Raw genomic sequence first — 15,074 nt, forward strand, 5'->3', positions numbered from 1 at the left:
GGCCCGGGGTCCCCTCGCCGTCACTGCTGGGGCGAGGCCTGCTGGACCACTTCGAACGACCACAGCGCGGAGCCGCTCGCGGCGGGCTTGGGGCGGTCCGCGCCGCCCTGGTGGGACGTCGTCGTCGACCCCTCCATCCACGCCTTGAACGACTCCTCGTCGCGCCAGCGCGTGTAGACGAGGTAGGTGTCGGTGCCCTCGACGGGACGCAGCAGCTCGAACCACTCGAATCCGTCCGAGTTCTCGACGGTCCCCGCCCGAGCGGCGAACCGCTTCTCCAGCGTCTCGCGCTGCTCCTCGGGGACCGTGAGTACGTTGATCTTGACGATGCTCATGCCCGCAATTGTGCTGCAAGGGGCATCAGAAGGACGTCAGCGGGCGGCGGCCCGTGCGGGCACCTCGCCCTTCCCGTCGACCACCGCGGTCTCCAGCACGGCACTGGTGCCGGCCAGGGTCTCCCTGGTGATTCCCCGGTCCGGGTCGGTGATGTAGAAGCGGGAGCCGAGCAGCGCCAGGGTCTTCCTGTCGAAGATCCACTCGTCGCGGGTCGCGAAGCCGGTGTCGTCGAGGGTGATGGCGATGCCGTGCCGGCCGGTCGCGTCGACGGCGTCCGGGATCTCCCTGACCCCGGGCAGCTTCGCGGCCGCCCGGTAGAACGCGGCGGCGTTGACGGGCGGCATGACCGTGCCGCTGATCAGATCGCCGATCAGGGAGAACACCGCCTGGTCCGTCGACTCGCCCTCCACGGGCCTGGCCTCCTTCCGGAGCCGGGCGAGCAGGACGTCGGGGTCGGTGGGCAGGGAGGCGAGCCAGCGGTAGGTGGGGCGGGCGGCGCCCGGCGGGACCGGCTCGGTGGCGTCGACGGGGATGAGCTGCCCCGGCATGACCGCGTCCTTGCCGCTGGACCTGAGCCATCCGGTGATCCGCAGCGGTCCGGATGCCTGGGCGCTCCAGCGCTCCTCGGTGTGCAGCGCGCCGAGCCTGACCGGCCCGGTGAAGGTCCCCGTGTTCGCGCGCTCCAGCGACCGCACGTACACGAACTGGTCGTCGCGCACCGGGAGGGTGTCGCTCGCCATGGCCGCCGTGGCGATCCGGTTCAGGGTGCCGGAGGCGCCCGAGGTCTTCGCGGCGGGAGTGTGCCCGCCGCCGGTGAGCGTGGTGAGCAGGACTCCCGCTAGGGCCGCCGAGACCAGGGGCACCAGCACGGCCGGACGGACGAACCGGCGCCGTACGGAAGGCTGTTCGGCGTGCCGGGTGTCGTGATCGATCTGCTGCATCAGTACGTCCTTGACGTGACGGTGACGCTCCGGCGGGAGGTCCCACTCCGCCGTGGCCAGAAGGTCCTCGGCCTCGTTCATCGGGTCTCCTCCTTCAGGAACAGGGCCGCGAGCGCGGCCTCACTCTCCATCTCTCCGCGGGCGGTGGGCGGTTCCGCCTCCGCGCTCAGCCGGGCGAGCCGGGCTCGGGCCCGCGACAGCCGCGAGCGCACCGTGCCGACGGGCACCCCGAGGGCCTCGGCGGCCTGCCGGTAGTCGAGCCCGGCCGACACGCACAGCGCCAACACCTCACGGTCCTGCCGCCCCAGCCGCGCGAGCATGCGGTGCACCACGGCGAGCCGCCGCGCGTCGTCGATCCGGCCCGCGGTCTCCTCGGCGAAGTCCTCGACCGGCCGCGGCTGCGGACTGCGGGCCAGGAACGCGAGCCGCCGCCGCAGTCCCCGGTTGACGTTGTAGGCCTTGTGCGTGGCGATCCCGAGCAGCCAGGGCCTGAGCGAGCCCCCGTCCGGTTCCACCGTCTCCCGGGTCCGCCAGGCCGCGAGGAACGTCTCCGACATGACCTCCTCGGCCTCCGCCCAGTTCCCGGTCAGCCGCAGGGCATGGTTGTGGACGGCCCGTGCGTACAGGTCGTACAACTCCCCGAAGGCCGCCCGGTCGCCGTCCCGGATCCGGGCGCGGGGCGGCTCCACCGCATCTGTTTCCCTCACACCCGTAACGCTCCGGTCCCCTCTGCCGAGTTCCTGTGCACTGCATCACATGTCGCGTCCCGTGGAGCACATACGCTGCGGTGTCATGGAACAACGCGAGGTCATGCAGAGGGTCGTCGGCATCCTCACCGAGGCGCTTGAGATGCGGCGGCAGGTGCGTGAGCACCCCGAGCGGCAGGTCGCGTTGACCGGGGCGGTCTCCGCGCTGCTCGTGGAGACGCTGCCGCGGATCCAGCTGCCCGCGGACGCCAGCGGGCACGCGGCGGCGGACGCCGTGGTCGAGGAGCTGGGGCCGGCCATCGTGAGCATCGCCAACTGCTTCGCGTTCGCCTTCGTGCAGCTGGCCGAGGTCCATGACGAGGGGCGCGCGGAGGTCTCGGCCGCGGACGTCCTGCGCCACATCTCGCTGCGGTTCGCCGACGGCGGCGGGCAGTAGCCCTGTCGGGTTCTCCCCGAGATTTCCGGGGCGGAACGACATCCGCTCGGCCGCGAGCGACGAACAGCACCCGGGGATGCGCCTGAACGGGGTTCCCGGAGCGGCGAGGGAGGCGCCGGGAACCCCGTTCCGTGGCGGTGCGTCAGCGCTTGGGCAGGCCCAGCCGGCCCCGGGTCGCCGCCAGCAGGACCAGGGCCGCCGCCGTCGCGGCGATCAGTGTGGCGCGGGCGGCGTCGCTGTCGTGCAGCGAGGGGAACATGTCCGACCAGGCGAGCGACAGGAAGTTGTTGACGCCGGTGTGCAGCAGCATCACCAACGGCATGCTCTCGCCGGACCGGTTGAACACCCAGGTCATCACGCAGCTGAACGCGATCGTCATCGCCACGAACTGCACCGGCACGGTCCACGCCACGTGCGGTCCGCCGCCCCACTGCGTCAGGAACAGCGGCAGGTGCCAGCAGCCCCACAGCACACCGACGACCAGGGTCGCGGTCAGGGGGCCGTAGCGGGCCTGCATCCGGGGCATCGCGAACTCCCGCCAGCCGGGCTCCTCCGCGAGACCTGTGGTGATCATCTGGATGAGCAGTCCGGGGAGGTAGGCGGCAAGGATCGCCGCGGACGGCAGCGCGGGTCCGCGCCCGGCGAGCGCGGCCGAGGCGAGGGTGAGCGCGGCCGGCACCGAGACCAGCACGACCAGGTACCAGCGCCAACTCACCTTGAACCGCAGCATCCTGGCCCGCCACAGCCGTAGTCCCGCCCGTCCCTCGGTGAGGCCGGTGACGAGGAGCGCGGAGGCGATCGGGCCGAGGTAGGCGCCGGGCAGGACGCCGGTGAGCTGGCTGCCCGCGCGGCCGCCGGGGAAGGTGAAGTGCCAGACGCCCAGGCCGTTCTCGGACAGGATGTAGGGCGTCCAGGCGGCCCAGCTCAGCGCGAAGGTGAGCGCGAAGAACCAGAGCAGGGGGCGGCGGCGGACGGCGGCGCGCAGGCCGGTCGCCCGGTCGCCCGAGGGCGGTCGCTGCTGGGTGGTGACGGGGGCTTGGACGCTCACCGCGGGGTCCCTTCGAAGGGGCTGATGTGATGCCTCAAGCACACCAGCGCCGACCTCGCGGATCATTGCCGCGCGCGCCCCGAACTCCGGTACAGCAGGCTGTACTTCACCGCGCCCGGCGCGCGTCCTCCAGGTAGTGGAGCACGGCCGCCACCCGCCGGTCGACCTGGTCCGTGGGCGCGAGGTCGAGCTTGGCGAAGATGCTCCGGATGTGCTTGTGCACGGCCCCGTCGGTCACGAACAGCTTCCCCGCGATGGCGGTGTTGCCCAACCCCTCGGCCATCAGGGCGAGTACGTCCTTCTCGCGTGGGCTGAGCCGTTCGAGCCGGGCGTCCTGGTGGGAGCGGGTGAACAGCTGGGCGACGACCTCGGGGTCGATGGCGGTGCCGCCGGACGCCACCCGGTGCAGTGCGCCGAGGAACTCCTCGACCCGGCCCACCCGTTCCTTGAGCAGATAGCCGAGGCCGCCGACCCCGCCGGTGAGCAGCTCGGTCGCGAAGCTCTGCTCCACATAGGCGGAGAGCACCAGGACGGCGAGGCCGGGCCTGCGCCGCCGGGCCTCGACGGCCGCGCGGACGCCTTCGTCGGTGTGGGTGGGCGGCATCCGCACGTCGAGGATGGCCACGTCGGGCTCGTGCGCGGCCACCGCGTCGAGGGCGCCCTCCGCGGTGCCGGCCGTGGCGACCACGTCCAGCCCCTCGGCCCGCAGCAGCAGGGCGAGCCCCTCCCGCAGCAGGGCGTCGTCCTCGGCGATCACGATCCGCATGACAGCTCCATCTCCGGTTCCCCCGGGCCGTTCGCTTCGGCGGCCCGGCACACGTTCACGCACCGCAAGGCAGCTCCATCTCCGCTCTCCCCGGGCCGTTCGCTTCGGTGGCCCGGCACACGTTCACGCACCGCACGGCAGCTCCACCTCCAGCACCGTCGGACCACCGGCCGGGCTGGTCATGCCGAGGGTGCCGTCGTGGGCGGCGACCCGGCGGCGGATGCCGGTGAGTCCGGAGCCGGCGGTCTCGTCGGCGCCGCCCCGGCCGTCGTCGCGGACGGTCAGCGTGAGCCGGTCGCCGGCGGTGCGGACGGTGACCGCGGCCCGGGACGCCCCGCTGTGCCTGACGATGTTCGTCAGCGCCTCGGCGACCACGAAGTAGGCGGTCGCCTCCACGGAGGCGGCGCACCGGCGCGGGACGTCGACGTCGACCGCGCACGGCACCGCGGACTCCGCCGCGAGCCCGGTGAGCGCCCCCGCCAGGCCCCGGTCCGCGAGCACCGGGGGCAGGATGCCCCGGGAGACGCTCCGCAGCTCGGCCAGCGCCTGCTCGGCCGCCGACTGGGCGCGCTCCAGGAGTTCGTCGGCGCCGGCCGGGTCGCGGGCGACCATCCGGCGGGCCGCCCCGAGCAGCACGGTCACCGTGACGATCCGGTTCTGTGTCCCGTCGTGCAACGACCGCTCGATGCGCCGCAGTTCGGTGGCGTGGGCGTCCAGCGCGGCGGCCCGGGTGGCGGTCAACTCGGCGATGCGCAGGGAGAGATCGGCGTCGGGCCCGGCCGACAGGAGCCGCCGCCCCGGGTCCGCCTGGAGCCGTGCCATACCGGGCGTGAGGCCCAGGATGATCGCGGTCCAGCCCACCCCGAGCAGGGTCACGGCGAGCGCGTCGGGCCAGCTGTGCGCGCTGCCGATGCCGATGGACGTGGCGGTCGCGTTCTCCGGGGCGAGCGGCCAGTACAGCGGGAACGCCGTGTCCCGTACGGCGACCACCGGCAGCACGACACCGAGCAGCCCCAGCGGCAGGCCCAGCACGAAGTGCCGTACCAGCCAGCGCAGTTCGCGCCTGGTCGTGGGGTCGGTGACGGCGGCCCGCAGCCGGGTGGGGGGCGGCTCGGGCGGGACCACCTCGGGGCCCCAGCGGGCGAGCCGGACCCGCTCGGCGCCGGCCAGGGCGTGCAGCGCGCGCACCCCGCCGGGCAGCGCCAGCCACAGCAGCACGAACGGCGCCAGGACGGCCGTACCGAGTCCGGAGACGAGCTGTCCGAGGGCGGCGGCCGCGGTCGCCGCGGTTCCCGCGACCAGGCGCCCGAGGCCGATGGTGGTCATGCGCACCCCTCTGAGCGGAGGACAACGACCTTATGCCGAAGGGGGGTTCGGATCGCCGTCCCGAGCCGGAAAGTACAGCCTGCTGTACCCGGGACCGGGCGGAGTACGGGATCGGCCGGAGCGGGGGCCGGCTCGTAGCGTCGAGGGCGCCGAGAACGACCAGGCGATACCGAGAACGACCAAGCGATCTGGAGTACCCCGTGAACCTTCTTCTGTGGCCCCTGCTCGTGCTCAGCGTGCTCGGCAACGCGGTGGCGTCCTTCACCCCCGCCGACACCGCCGTCCACCTGGCCTTCGGCACGGTCACCGCGCTGACGGCGACCGCTCTCGTCGTACGGCGGCTGCGCATCGGCCCCTGAGACGGCCCTACTTGAGCCCGATCGCCGCGCAGTCCGCCGCGTAGGCGGCGGTGCAGATCTGCTGGACGGTGTAGACGCCGTCCTTGACGACCGTCTGCCGGATGTTGTCCTTGGTGAGGGCGACCACCGGGACCAGCAGCGAGGGGATGTCGTCCTGGGTGGGGCTGTCGACCTTGTCGCGGATCAGCGCGTCGAACTGGAGGTCGCGGCCCTGGACCTTGTACACCGCGATCTGCGCCGCGTTGGTCGCCTCCAGCAGGAACGACTTGTACACGGTCATGTACTGCTCGCCCGCCACGACCCGCTGCACCGCCGCCAGACTCGCGTCCTGCCCGGTCACCGGCAGGGTCTTGGTGGCGCCCGCCTCCTTGAGCTCGTCGAGGACCGCGCCCGCCATGTCGTCGTTGGCCGAGTAGACGGCGGCGATGTTGTTCAGCCCGATGGAGGCGATCGCCTTCTTCATGTTGGCCTTGGCGACCGACGGCAGCCACTCGCGGGTGTCGTACTCCTTGGCGATGACCACCTTGCCGTTGAGCTCGCTCAGCGCGCCCTTCTTGAACAGGGCGGTGTTGGGGTCGGCGGGCGAGCCGTTCATCATGACGACCTTGCTGGTCTCGGCCTTGTCGCCGAGCGCCTCGACGATGGCCCGGCCCTGCACCTCGCCGACCAGTTCGTTGTCGTGCGAGACATAGGCGTCGATCGGGCCGCGGGCGAGACGGTCGTAGGCGATGACGGGGATGCCCGCGTCCTTGGCCTTCTGGACGTCCGGCTCGATCGCCTCGGCGTCGACCGCGTCCACGAGGATCACGTCCACCCCGTCGGAGACCATCTGCTGGAACTGCTCGCTCTGCCGCTTGGCGCTCGCCCCGGCGTTGGAGTAGCTGACCTTCCCCTTGCCGTGGGTGAGGGCCGCCACCTCCTTCTTGATGAGGGGGTAGTCGAACTTGTCGAAGCGGCTGGTGTCCCGGTCGGGCAGCAGCAGACCGAGCGTGATGTCGTCGCCCTTCTTCGGGCTCACGGCGGTGTTGCTGCTGCCGACTCCGCACGAGGTCAGCAGGAGGGCCGACACGCAGACGGCCATGACGGAGGGGAGGTGACGCATGGCGATCCTGTGGGTGGGGGGCTGTCACGTAGGCGCAACAGTAAGTGCCCTCAATCCCGATCAAACGCCCTGACCGTTTCCTTCAACGGATCACCACTCGGCGTCCGCAACTGATCATCGATGCGCACAAGTTGTACGGCGGTCAGGGCGCGGATCATGAGGATCGCGGCGACGGCCGCGGCGACGACGGCGAGGTCGGCGACGAGCAGACCGGTCACTCCGCTGTAGGCGCGGGCGATGACGGCGTCCGAGTCGTCGACGCTCTCCAGACCGGCGCCGGTGAACATGCCGGCCAGCCACAGCACCCACCACACGTTCACCACGACCGGCAGCTTCCGGCCCGGGGCGGTCTTGCGGAACGCGTCGGCGACCAGGCCGCGCGGGATCCACAGGTTGGCCACCGGCACGATCCAGGAGGCGTAGACCCAGACGCCGGCGTACCGGGGGCGCTCGCTGGACAGGGCCCGCGCGTTGTCCCGCAGCCGCCACAGCCAGCCGATGAACGCGGCAGCGCACAGCAGGGTGATCAGATAGCCGACGCCGCTGACCAGGTGGTACGAGTTCTCCAGGGCGTTCAGCGGCCGGTGCCGTCCCTCGCCCTGGTCCGGCGGCCCGCTCGCCGGCACCCCGGCCACGGCCAGCCTGATGTGCCACACGGCCCGCAGCGCCCACGCGGCCCCGGCGAGCCCCAGCGCGACGACGGCGATCCGGGCCGCCCCACGCAGCGGCCGAACGGCGTTCTCACTCACGGTGTCCCCCTTCGAAAGGTCACTTCACCCCGTCATCGTCGCGAGGGCACCGAACGGTTCACGCGCCACCCCGTCATCGCACCGAATCCGCGAACGGCCGATACTGCTCTCCTGCGCCGCCGGCGCCGGCAGCCGCCCCGACCGTCCCGAGCAGCGAGGAAGTGACCGACATGCCTCTCGACGACCAGCGGATGTGGGCGCTTCTGCGGGAACTCGACGATCCGGACCACATGGAGTTCCCCCGCGGCTACGACCACACCGCCACCCGGGCCCGGTTCGACCGGCTCGCGGCCGGGCTGGACCGGTGCTTCCGCTGTGCCTGCTCCGTCGATCGCGGGGTCCAGGACGCCAGCCACCACGGGACGATCCTCGTGCCCGCCGCCGCGACGGACAGCGGCGACCACATCAGCGTCACCGTGAGCAACTTCGGCGACCTCGTCGCCGTCACCCTGGGCAACCCCGGCAGCTACGGCGAGGAAGAGGAGGACCTCCTCCTCGAAAGGACCGACCGGCAGCGCCTCGACGCCGAACTCGGGGCGCTCGGCTACGTCACCGTCTCGGAGCATCTGCTCCGGGCCCGGTACGACGGTGTGAGCAGGCTCGCCGCCTCCTACCCGGCCGCGTACCCGCCGACCTGGTGGACCCGCTTCTTCGACTACCTGTGAGCGCGGACTACCTGTGAGCGCGCGGGAGCGGCTCCGCGCACCGCACAGCCAAAAGGCCCGGGTCGCCGAACGACCCGGGCCTTCCTGGATGCCGTACCGGTCAGCGCAGTGAGCCGATGCGGTCCAGCCGCTCGTTCACGCCGTTGCGGAGTTCCGTCAGGGTCGTGCCCGGCGGGGCCACCGTCGGTTCGACGGACGGCGGCTGGGTCTCGTCCGCGCAGGTGGTGCCGCGGGCCGGGACCTTCAGGTCGACCAGGTAGCTCGTGATCGCGTCCGTGGCGCAGACGCTGCGGCCGAAGGCGGTGTGGCCCTCGGCGTCGAAGGTGAGCAGGCGGCCGTTGTCGAGCTCACGGGAGAGGGCCACCGCGTCCTGGTACGGGGTGTCCGGGTCACCGGTGTTGCCGACCACGAGGATCGGCGCGGAGCCCTTCGCCCGGAAGGAGCCGGAGTAGCGGCTGGGGTGCTCGCCCTTCCACTGGACGCAGGCCGTGGCGTGCTGGTGGTCGTAGGTCGGCGGACCGTAGGCCATGGCCGGGCCCAGCAGCGGGGCCAGCCTGGCGTTGGCCGTGACCTCGCGCTTGAGCAGGGCCTTGTCGGTCGGGTACTTCTTGTCGACGCACTCGACCGCGACGTTCGGGTTGAGGAAGTCGTAGCTGGCCGGGGACGGCGGGCGCAGCAGGAACGACGTGTTGTCGCGCAGCTGCGCCTTGCGCAGGGCCTCGCCGAAGGACGGCCATATGACCTTGCCCTCGTTGATGTTGAACATCAGCCGGTAGACCAGGGTGTAGCCGTTCGCCTGGCCCCCGTTGGCGGTGGGCACCGGGTTGGCGTCCAGGTCGGCCTTCAGCTTCTCGAACGCCCCGCGCGGGTCGCCGTCGCCGAAGCCGCAGGTCGCCTGGTCCGCCTTGCACCAGTCGAGGAAGCGGCCCATCGCGCCGTCCAGGGCGAGGTACTGCGGGCGGTCGTAGGCGTAGGGCCGGTTCGTGTAGTGCTCGGGGTCGTAGGACCCGTCGAGCGCCAGCGCGCGGACCCGCTTCGGGAACATCGACGCGTAGACCGTACCGATGTAGGAGCCGAACGAGCGCCCGTAGTAGGTGAGTTGCTTCTCGCCGAGGGCCTGACGCAGCAGGTCGATGTCCCGGGCGACGTACTGGGTGCCGATGTACGGCAGCACCTCGCCCGCGTTCGTCCGGCAGCCCTCGTCGAACTCGGCGGCCTGCTTGACGGCCGGCTCGTAGGCGTCGGGCCCGGGGACGCCCTTGGCCGCCGTGACGGCCTGGGTGTACGTCGGGTCGTCCCAGCACACGACCTGCGAGCTGCGGCCGACACCGCGCACGTCGTACCCGAAGACGTCGAAGTCGTCGCGCAGGGCCTTCGGCAGGTCCGCGTGGTTGCCGCGCACGAAGTCGACCCCGGAGTTTCCGGGGCCGCCGGGCTGGAGGAAGAGGGTGCCCTTGCGGTGGGCGGGGTCGGCGGCCGGCTTGCGTATGACGGCCAGCGTGATGGTCTTCCCGTCGGGATCCCGGTAGTCCAGGGGCACCTGGGCATTGGCGCACTGGAAGCCGTCCTGGCAGTCCGACCAGGTCAGGGTCGGCACGGTCGGTGCGTCCTGGGCGGCAGCGGACACCGGGGACCCGGTCCAGGCCACGGCGAGCGCGCTCACCCCGGCTCCGGCGAGTCTGAGTCGTCTGAACTTCACTGTTCTTGTTCCCCCTTGGGCTGGTCAAGCCTCAGAGAATCGGTTCTCTCACAGAGCAGACACAGAAAAACACGCGTCCCGGTTCCCACGATCGGCGGGTAGTCCCAGCGGCCTACCCGGGAACGGCCGCGTACTGCGTTCCGAGTACCGGGGATTGTCGGCAGGCGCACGACGACATCGCCGCCGTCGTCCCGACAGCCTGGTGGGACCGTTCGGCACCAGATGTGGAGATCCCCTGCCGTGGCTACTTTCCTTTATCGCGTGGGCCGACTGGCCTTCCGGCGGCGCTGGTACGTCGCCCTGGTCTGGGCGGCCGTCCTGGCCGCCGTCGGGCTCGGGGCGCTGAAGGCCCCGGCCGCCTCCGACGACGAGTTCTCCATGCCGGGGATCGAGTCCCAGAAGGCGTTCGACCTGATGGAACAGCGCTTCCCGGGGGCCACGGCCGACGGCGCGACCGCCAGGGTCGTCTTCGTCGCTCCGGACGGACAGAAGGTGACCGCGGCCGGCAACCGGAAGGCCGTGGAGGACACCGTCGGCGACCTGGCCGACGGCTCGCAGGTCGCCTCCGCGGTCGACCCCTTCCAGGCGAAGGCCGTCAGCAAGGACGGCACGACCGCGTACGCCACCGTCACCTACAAGGTCGGCGCGAGCGACCTCACCGACGCGAGCAAGGCCCAGCTGGAGAAGGCCATCGAGGACGCCCGGCACGCCGGGCTGACCGTCGACGCGGGCGGGACCGCCATGGACGACGGCGGGGGCGCGGGCGGCGCGGCCGAGGTCATCGGTGTCGCGATCGCCGCGGTCGTCCTCCTCATCACCTTCGGCTCACTGGCCGCCGCCGGACTGCCGCTGCTGACCGCGATCATCGGCGTCGGCGTCAGCATGGCCACGATCCTCGCCCTCGCCGACGCGCTCGGCCTGTCCACCACCACCGGCACCCTGGCGATGATGCTGGGCCTGGCCGTCGGCATCGACTACGCCCTGTTCGTCGTCTCCCGGTACCGGGAGGAACGCGCCAGGGGCCGGTCGGCCCAGGAGGCGACGGCCCTCGCGGTCGGTACGGCGGGCTCGGCGGTCGTCTTCGCGGGCCTCACCGTCGTCATCGCGCTGGCCGGTCTCGCGGTGGTCGGCATCCCGATGCTCACCAAGATGGGCCTGGCCGCGGCGGGCGCGGTCGTCGTCGCCGTGTTCGTCGCGCTGACCCTGGTCCCGGCGTTCCTCGGCTTCTGGCCGAGCGCGGTGCTGCGCCGCAAGGACCGCAAGAGCGGCCGGATCGAGGAGGAGGCCGGGGACAACGGCGGCACCCGCTGGGCCCGGTTCGTGCTGCGCCGCCCGCTGCCCGTGCTGATCCTCGGCGTGGTCGGCCTCGGCGCCCTCGCGCTGCCGATGACCTCCCTCCAGCTGGGCATGCCGGGCGACGAGGCCAAGTCGACCTCCACCACCGAGCGCCGGGCCTACGACGCGCTCGCCGAGGGCTTCGGGCCCGGCTTCAACGGGCCGCTGACCGTCGTGGTGGACGCCAAGGGCCACGACGACGCGAAGGGGGCCGCGGCCACCGTCGCCAAGGAGATCGGCGCGACGAAGGGCGTCGTCTCGGTCTCCCCGGCACGCTTCAACCAGGCCGGTGACACCGCCGTGTTCTCGGTCGTGCCGGCCACCGCGCCGACCGACGAGAAGACCAAGGACCTCGTCACCACCATCCGCGGCGAGCGCCCCGGCGTCGAGTCCGCGACCGGCGCCACCTTCGAGGTCACCGGCACCACCGCGCTGAACATCGACATCTCCGACAAGGTGCAGGCCGCGCTGGTGCCGTACCTGATCGTCGTCGTGGGCCTCGCGATCGTGCTGCTGCTCGTGGTCTTCCGCTCGCTGCTGGTCCCGCTGAAGGCGGCCCTCGGCTTCCTGCTCTCCGTCCTGGCCTCCCTCGGCGCGGTCGTCGTGGTCTTCCAGGAGGGGCACGGCGCCGGACTGCTCGGGGTGGAGACCACCGGCCCGATCATGAGCCTGATGCCGATCTTCCTGGTGGGCATCGTCTTCGGCCTGGCCATGGACTACGAGGTCTTCCTGGTCTCCCGGATGCGCGAGGCGTACGTCCACGGGGAGAGCCCGGACCAGGCGGTGACCTCCGGGTTCCGGCACAGCGCCCGGGTGGTCGTGGCCGCCGCGCTGATCATGATCGCGGTATTCGCCGGGTTCATCGGCGAGAGCGAGTCCATGATCAAGATGATCGGGTTCGGGCTCGCCTCCGCCGTCCTGCTGGACGCCTTCGTGGTCCGGATGGCGATCGTGCCGGCCGTGCTCGCCCTGCTCGGCGACAAGGCCTGGTGGCTGCCGAAGTGGCTGGACCGGATCCTGCCCCGGGTGGACGTCGAGGGCGAGGCGCTCACCAGGAACGCCGACCAAGCCGAGCCCGCGCCCGCCGGCGCCGGCCAGGAGACCGCACGCGTCTGACCCTCCTCCCCCCAGGGGCCGCCCGTGTCGTACGACACGGGCGGCCCCCTTCGATGACCATGGGTCCCAGTCCACCCACCGGAGAGCACGATGACCACCAGCCACGAGCGGCGCTACACGGAGCGCCTGGAGGAGTTCTCGGACCGGCGTCCCTTCCTCGTCGACCTGTCGCTCGTCCTGGCGCTGATGGGTTCCGCGACCCTCGGCGCCTCGCTCACGATCCCGGGCGCCGAGCTGCCGTCCGACGACCGGTTCGCCGTGGCCCTCATGGGCGTGTCCTGTCTCGCCCTGCTCAAGCACCGCACCCACCCGCGCCTCACGGTCGTGGTGAACGCGCTCTGCGCCATGGTCGTGATCGCGCAGGGGTATCTCCTCACCCCGCTGCTGCTGGGTCCCGTCATGGCGTCGCTGTACTGGCTGGCCACCCTCACCGAGCGCAGGACCATCCGCCAGTACGGCCTCACGACCATGGCGATGCTGACGCTCGCCGCGGCCTTCTCCGACTCCATGGACCATGTGTCGCTGATCCTGAGGACCATCGGCCCGGTGTTCTGGCTGCTGCTCCCGCTCGCCGCCGGCACCATGACCCGGCTGCGGCGGGCCTATCTGGAGGCCACCCAGGCCCGCGCCGAGCACGCCGAACGCACCCGGGAGGAGGAGGCGCGGCTGCGGGTCACCGAGGAACGCATGCGCATCGCCCGGGAGTTGCACGACGTCGTCGCCCACCACCTGGCGCTGGCCAACGCCCAGGCCGGCACCGCCGAGCACCTCGCGCTGACCAACCCGCGGCAGACCAAGCAGATCCTGCACGACCTCACCGGTACGACGTCGTCCGCGCTGCGCGAGCTCAAGGCCACGCTGGGCCTGCTGCGGCAGACCGACGACGAGGGCTCGGCCCCGCCGGAACCGGCGCCCGGCCTGGCCCGGCTGCCCGAACTGGTCTCCTCGTGCGCGTCCGCCGGGATCACCGTCACCGTCACCACGGAGGGGGAGCCGCAGCCGCTGTCCCCGGGCGTGGACCTGACCGCCTTCCGGATCGTGCAGGAGGCGCTCACCAACGTCACCAAGCACGCGGCCACCCAGACCGCGCACGTCCGCTTCCTCTACGCCGGCACCCGCCTGCTCATCACGGTCACCGACGAGGGCCCGCCCACCGCACCCGCCCCCGGCCCCGCCAAGGGCTTCGGCGTCATGGGCATGCGCGAACGCGCCCACTCCATCGGCGGCGAACTGCGCGCGGGACCGCGGCCGGAGGGCGGCTTCGAGGTGACGACGGCGCTGCCGTTGCAGCCTTCCGTGGCAGAGGGGGAGGAGCGCGAGGAGTAGGAGGAGCGGGCGGGTGATGGTCCAGCTCCTCGGCACGGTCGCTCTCGTGACCCGGCTCGACGCACTCGGGCCACTCGGCGGAAGCCGTCCGGACACCTGGGAGCGGTTGACCAGCCCTACGGTCGTACGGCCTGGTCGATCGTGCCGAACATGTTCTGCGGCTCGGCGGAGGCGACGGCCGCGGTCCGGGCCCGGGACGAGCGGATCACCCTGTTCCTGACGGCGGAACTGGTTTCCTGGGGCGTGGACGCGATCATCGGCAACGACGTGGAGGGACTGGTGACGAGCTGTGGCTGACGTGGATCTCGACCGGGCGCTGGAGGTCGCGCTGGAGCTCGCGGACTGGGCGGCGGAGACGATCCGGCGCCCGCGCGACCCCGCCGACGAGGTGCGGGAGAAGGACGGGCCCGCGGACATCGTCACCGCGACCGACGAGGCGGTGGAGAGGCACGTCCGCGAGACGCTGGCGCGGGCCTTCCCCGGCCACGGGATCGTGGGCGAGGAGTACGGCACCACCCTGGGCGCGGCCGACGCCCCGCACTGGGTGGTCGACCCGGTCGACGGCACCACCAACTACGCCCACGGACTGGGCTGGTGCTCCTTCTCGCTGGGCCTGGCGGCGGCTGACGGCACCCCGCTGCTGGGCGTGGTCGCGGACCCGTGGCGCGGGGAGACGTTCAGCGCGGTGCGGGGCGCGGGCGCCCATCTGAACGGCGTCCGCACCCACGCGGCCGCCCACACCACCCTGACCGGCCATGCCTTCCTCACCGAGTGGGCGGCCCACGCCCACTGGCCCGGCATGGACGCACTCCTCGCCGAACTCGCCGACCGGCACTGCACGGTCCGCGTGATGGGCTCCACCGCGCTCTCCCTCGCCCAGGTCGCGGCGGGCCGCGCGACCGCCGCCGCGATCGGCTCCTTCCACGCGGTCGACGGCCTCCCGGCACTGTTGATCGCCCAGGAGGCGGGAGCGGTGGCCCTGCCCGAACTCCCGGACCACAACGAACCGTTGCTGCTCGCGGCCCCCGGCGCGGCGGAGGAGGCGGCCGCGCTCTGGCGGGGCGCGGGGGTGGTGGCGGGCTGACGGACCCGGACCACTTCCTGCCCGAGATCTGACCAGGAGTAGACCCACCGGGGATACACCAAAGGGCTGGTCAGCGCAC

General features: G+C 72.2%; 16 protein-coding genes. 7 read left to right on the plus strand and 9 right to left on the minus strand.

What is annotated here, in order from left to right:
- Nucleotides 1–20 precede the first annotated feature (20 nt).
- The 3 genes from G3I78_RS14840 to G3I78_RS14850 are packed head-to-tail and all read right to left on the minus strand — an operon-like array spanning nt 21 to nt 1,984.
- Nucleotides 21–335, minus strand: a complete 315-nt coding sequence (locus tag G3I78_RS14840; protein WP_164424438.1) for an antibiotic biosynthesis monooxygenase — start codon at nt 333–335, stop codon at nt 21–23.
- Between the two features lie 36 nt (nt 336–371).
- Entirely contained in the window at nt 372–1,358 is a 987-nt protein-coding gene (locus G3I78_RS14845) for a CU044_5270 family protein (RefSeq protein ID WP_164424440.1), read from the minus strand.
- Nucleotides 1,355–1,984: an RNA polymerase sigma factor gene (locus G3I78_RS14850; RefSeq protein ID WP_164424442.1), complete on the minus strand. Its 630-nt coding sequence runs from the start codon at nt 1,982–1,984 to the stop codon at nt 1,355–1,357. Before G3I78_RS14850 ends, G3I78_RS14845 begins: the two co-directional genes overlap by 4 nt.
- A gap of 85 nt (nt 1,985–2,069) precedes the next feature.
- On the opposite strand from G3I78_RS14850, the gene G3I78_RS14855 reads away from it, so the two are divergent.
- The gene (locus tag G3I78_RS14855; RefSeq protein ID WP_164424444.1) at nt 2,070–2,420 is read left to right on the plus strand and encodes a hypothetical protein; all 351 of its coding nucleotides are present in this window, start codon (nt 2,070–2,072) and stop codon (nt 2,418–2,420) included.
- Between the two features lie 142 nt (nt 2,421–2,562).
- Here G3I78_RS14855 and G3I78_RS14860 read toward each other — a convergent pair whose 3' ends face one another.
- The 3 genes from G3I78_RS14860 to G3I78_RS14870 form a co-directional block, all read right to left on the minus strand.
- Nucleotides 2,563–3,468: a type II CAAX endopeptidase family protein gene (locus tag G3I78_RS14860; RefSeq protein ID WP_343243757.1), complete on the minus strand. Its 906-nt coding sequence runs from the start codon at nt 3,466–3,468 to the stop codon at nt 2,563–2,565.
- Between the two features lie 106 nt (nt 3,469–3,574).
- Nucleotides 3,575–4,234 carry a response regulator transcription factor gene (locus tag G3I78_RS14865; RefSeq protein ID WP_164424448.1) on the minus strand — a complete coding sequence of 220 codons (660 nt, stop codon included), beginning with the start codon at nt 4,232–4,234 and terminating at the stop codon, nt 3,575–3,577.
- A gap of 123 nt (nt 4,235–4,357) precedes the next feature.
- Nucleotides 4,358–5,560, minus strand: coding sequence for a sensor histidine kinase (locus G3I78_RS14870; protein WP_164424450.1), 1,203 nt, complete (start codon nt 5,558–5,560; stop codon nt 4,358–4,360).
- Nucleotides 5,561–5,760: 200 nt separating this feature from the next.
- Here G3I78_RS14870 and G3I78_RS51185 point away from each other — a divergent pair, with 200 nt between their 5' ends.
- Nucleotides 5,761–5,919 carry a hypothetical protein gene (locus G3I78_RS51185; protein ID WP_203615111.1) on the plus strand — a complete coding sequence of 53 codons (159 nt, stop codon included), beginning with the start codon at nt 5,761–5,763 and terminating at the stop codon, nt 5,917–5,919.
- Between the two features lie 7 nt (nt 5,920–5,926).
- On the opposite strand, the gene G3I78_RS14875 is transcribed toward G3I78_RS51185, so the two are convergent.
- Nucleotides 5,927–7,021 carry a substrate-binding domain-containing protein gene (locus G3I78_RS14875; RefSeq protein WP_164424452.1) on the minus strand — a complete coding sequence of 365 codons (1,095 nt, stop codon included), beginning with the start codon at nt 7,019–7,021 and terminating at the stop codon, nt 5,927–5,929.
- Between the two features lie 50 nt (nt 7,022–7,071).
- A complete protein-coding gene (locus G3I78_RS14880) occupies nt 7,072–7,770 on the minus strand; it encodes a DUF4328 domain-containing protein (RefSeq protein WP_164424462.1) in 699 nt (232 codons plus the stop codon).
- A gap of 170 nt (nt 7,771–7,940) precedes the next feature.
- Here G3I78_RS14880 and G3I78_RS14885 point away from each other — a divergent pair, with 170 nt between their 5' ends.
- Nucleotides 7,941–8,435: a hypothetical protein gene (locus G3I78_RS14885; RefSeq protein WP_164424464.1), complete on the plus strand. Its 495-nt coding sequence runs from the start codon at nt 7,941–7,943 to the stop codon at nt 8,433–8,435.
- Between the two features lie 100 nt (nt 8,436–8,535).
- On the opposite strand, the gene G3I78_RS14890 is transcribed toward G3I78_RS14885, so the two are convergent.
- Nucleotides 8,536–10,134, minus strand: a complete 1,599-nt coding sequence (locus G3I78_RS14890; RefSeq protein ID WP_164424466.1) for an alpha/beta hydrolase — start codon at nt 10,132–10,134, stop codon at nt 8,536–8,538.
- A 240-nt stretch (nt 10,135–10,374) separates the two neighbouring features.
- Here G3I78_RS14890 and G3I78_RS14895 point away from each other — a divergent pair, with 240 nt between their 5' ends.
- The 4 genes from G3I78_RS14895 (at nt 10,375) to G3I78_RS14910 (ending at nt 14,995) form a co-directional block, all read left to right on the plus strand.
- The gene (locus G3I78_RS14895) at nt 10,375–12,585 is read left to right on the plus strand and encodes an MMPL family transporter (protein ID WP_164424468.1); all 2,211 of its coding nucleotides are present in this window, start codon (nt 10,375–10,377) and stop codon (nt 12,583–12,585) included.
- Nucleotides 12,586–12,675: 90 nt separating this feature from the next.
- A complete protein-coding gene (locus G3I78_RS14900) occupies nt 12,676–13,911 on the plus strand; it encodes a sensor histidine kinase (protein ID WP_164424470.1) in 1,236 nt (411 codons plus the stop codon).
- Between the two features lie 141 nt (nt 13,912–14,052).
- Nucleotides 14,053–14,208: a hypothetical protein gene (locus G3I78_RS14905; RefSeq protein ID WP_164424472.1), complete on the plus strand. Its 156-nt coding sequence runs from the start codon at nt 14,053–14,055 to the stop codon at nt 14,206–14,208.
- Nucleotides 14,201–14,995 carry an inositol monophosphatase gene (locus tag G3I78_RS14910; RefSeq protein ID WP_164424474.1) on the plus strand — a complete coding sequence of 265 codons (795 nt, stop codon included), beginning with the start codon at nt 14,201–14,203 and terminating at the stop codon, nt 14,993–14,995. Before G3I78_RS14905 ends, G3I78_RS14910 begins: the two co-directional genes overlap by 8 nt.
- Nucleotides 14,996–15,074 lie beyond the last annotated feature (79 nt).

Origin of the sequence: Streptomyces sp. SID13726, from assembly GCF_010548375.1 — a bacterium.
Classification (GTDB): domain Bacteria; phylum Actinomycetota; class Actinomycetes; order Streptomycetales; family Streptomycetaceae; genus Streptomyces.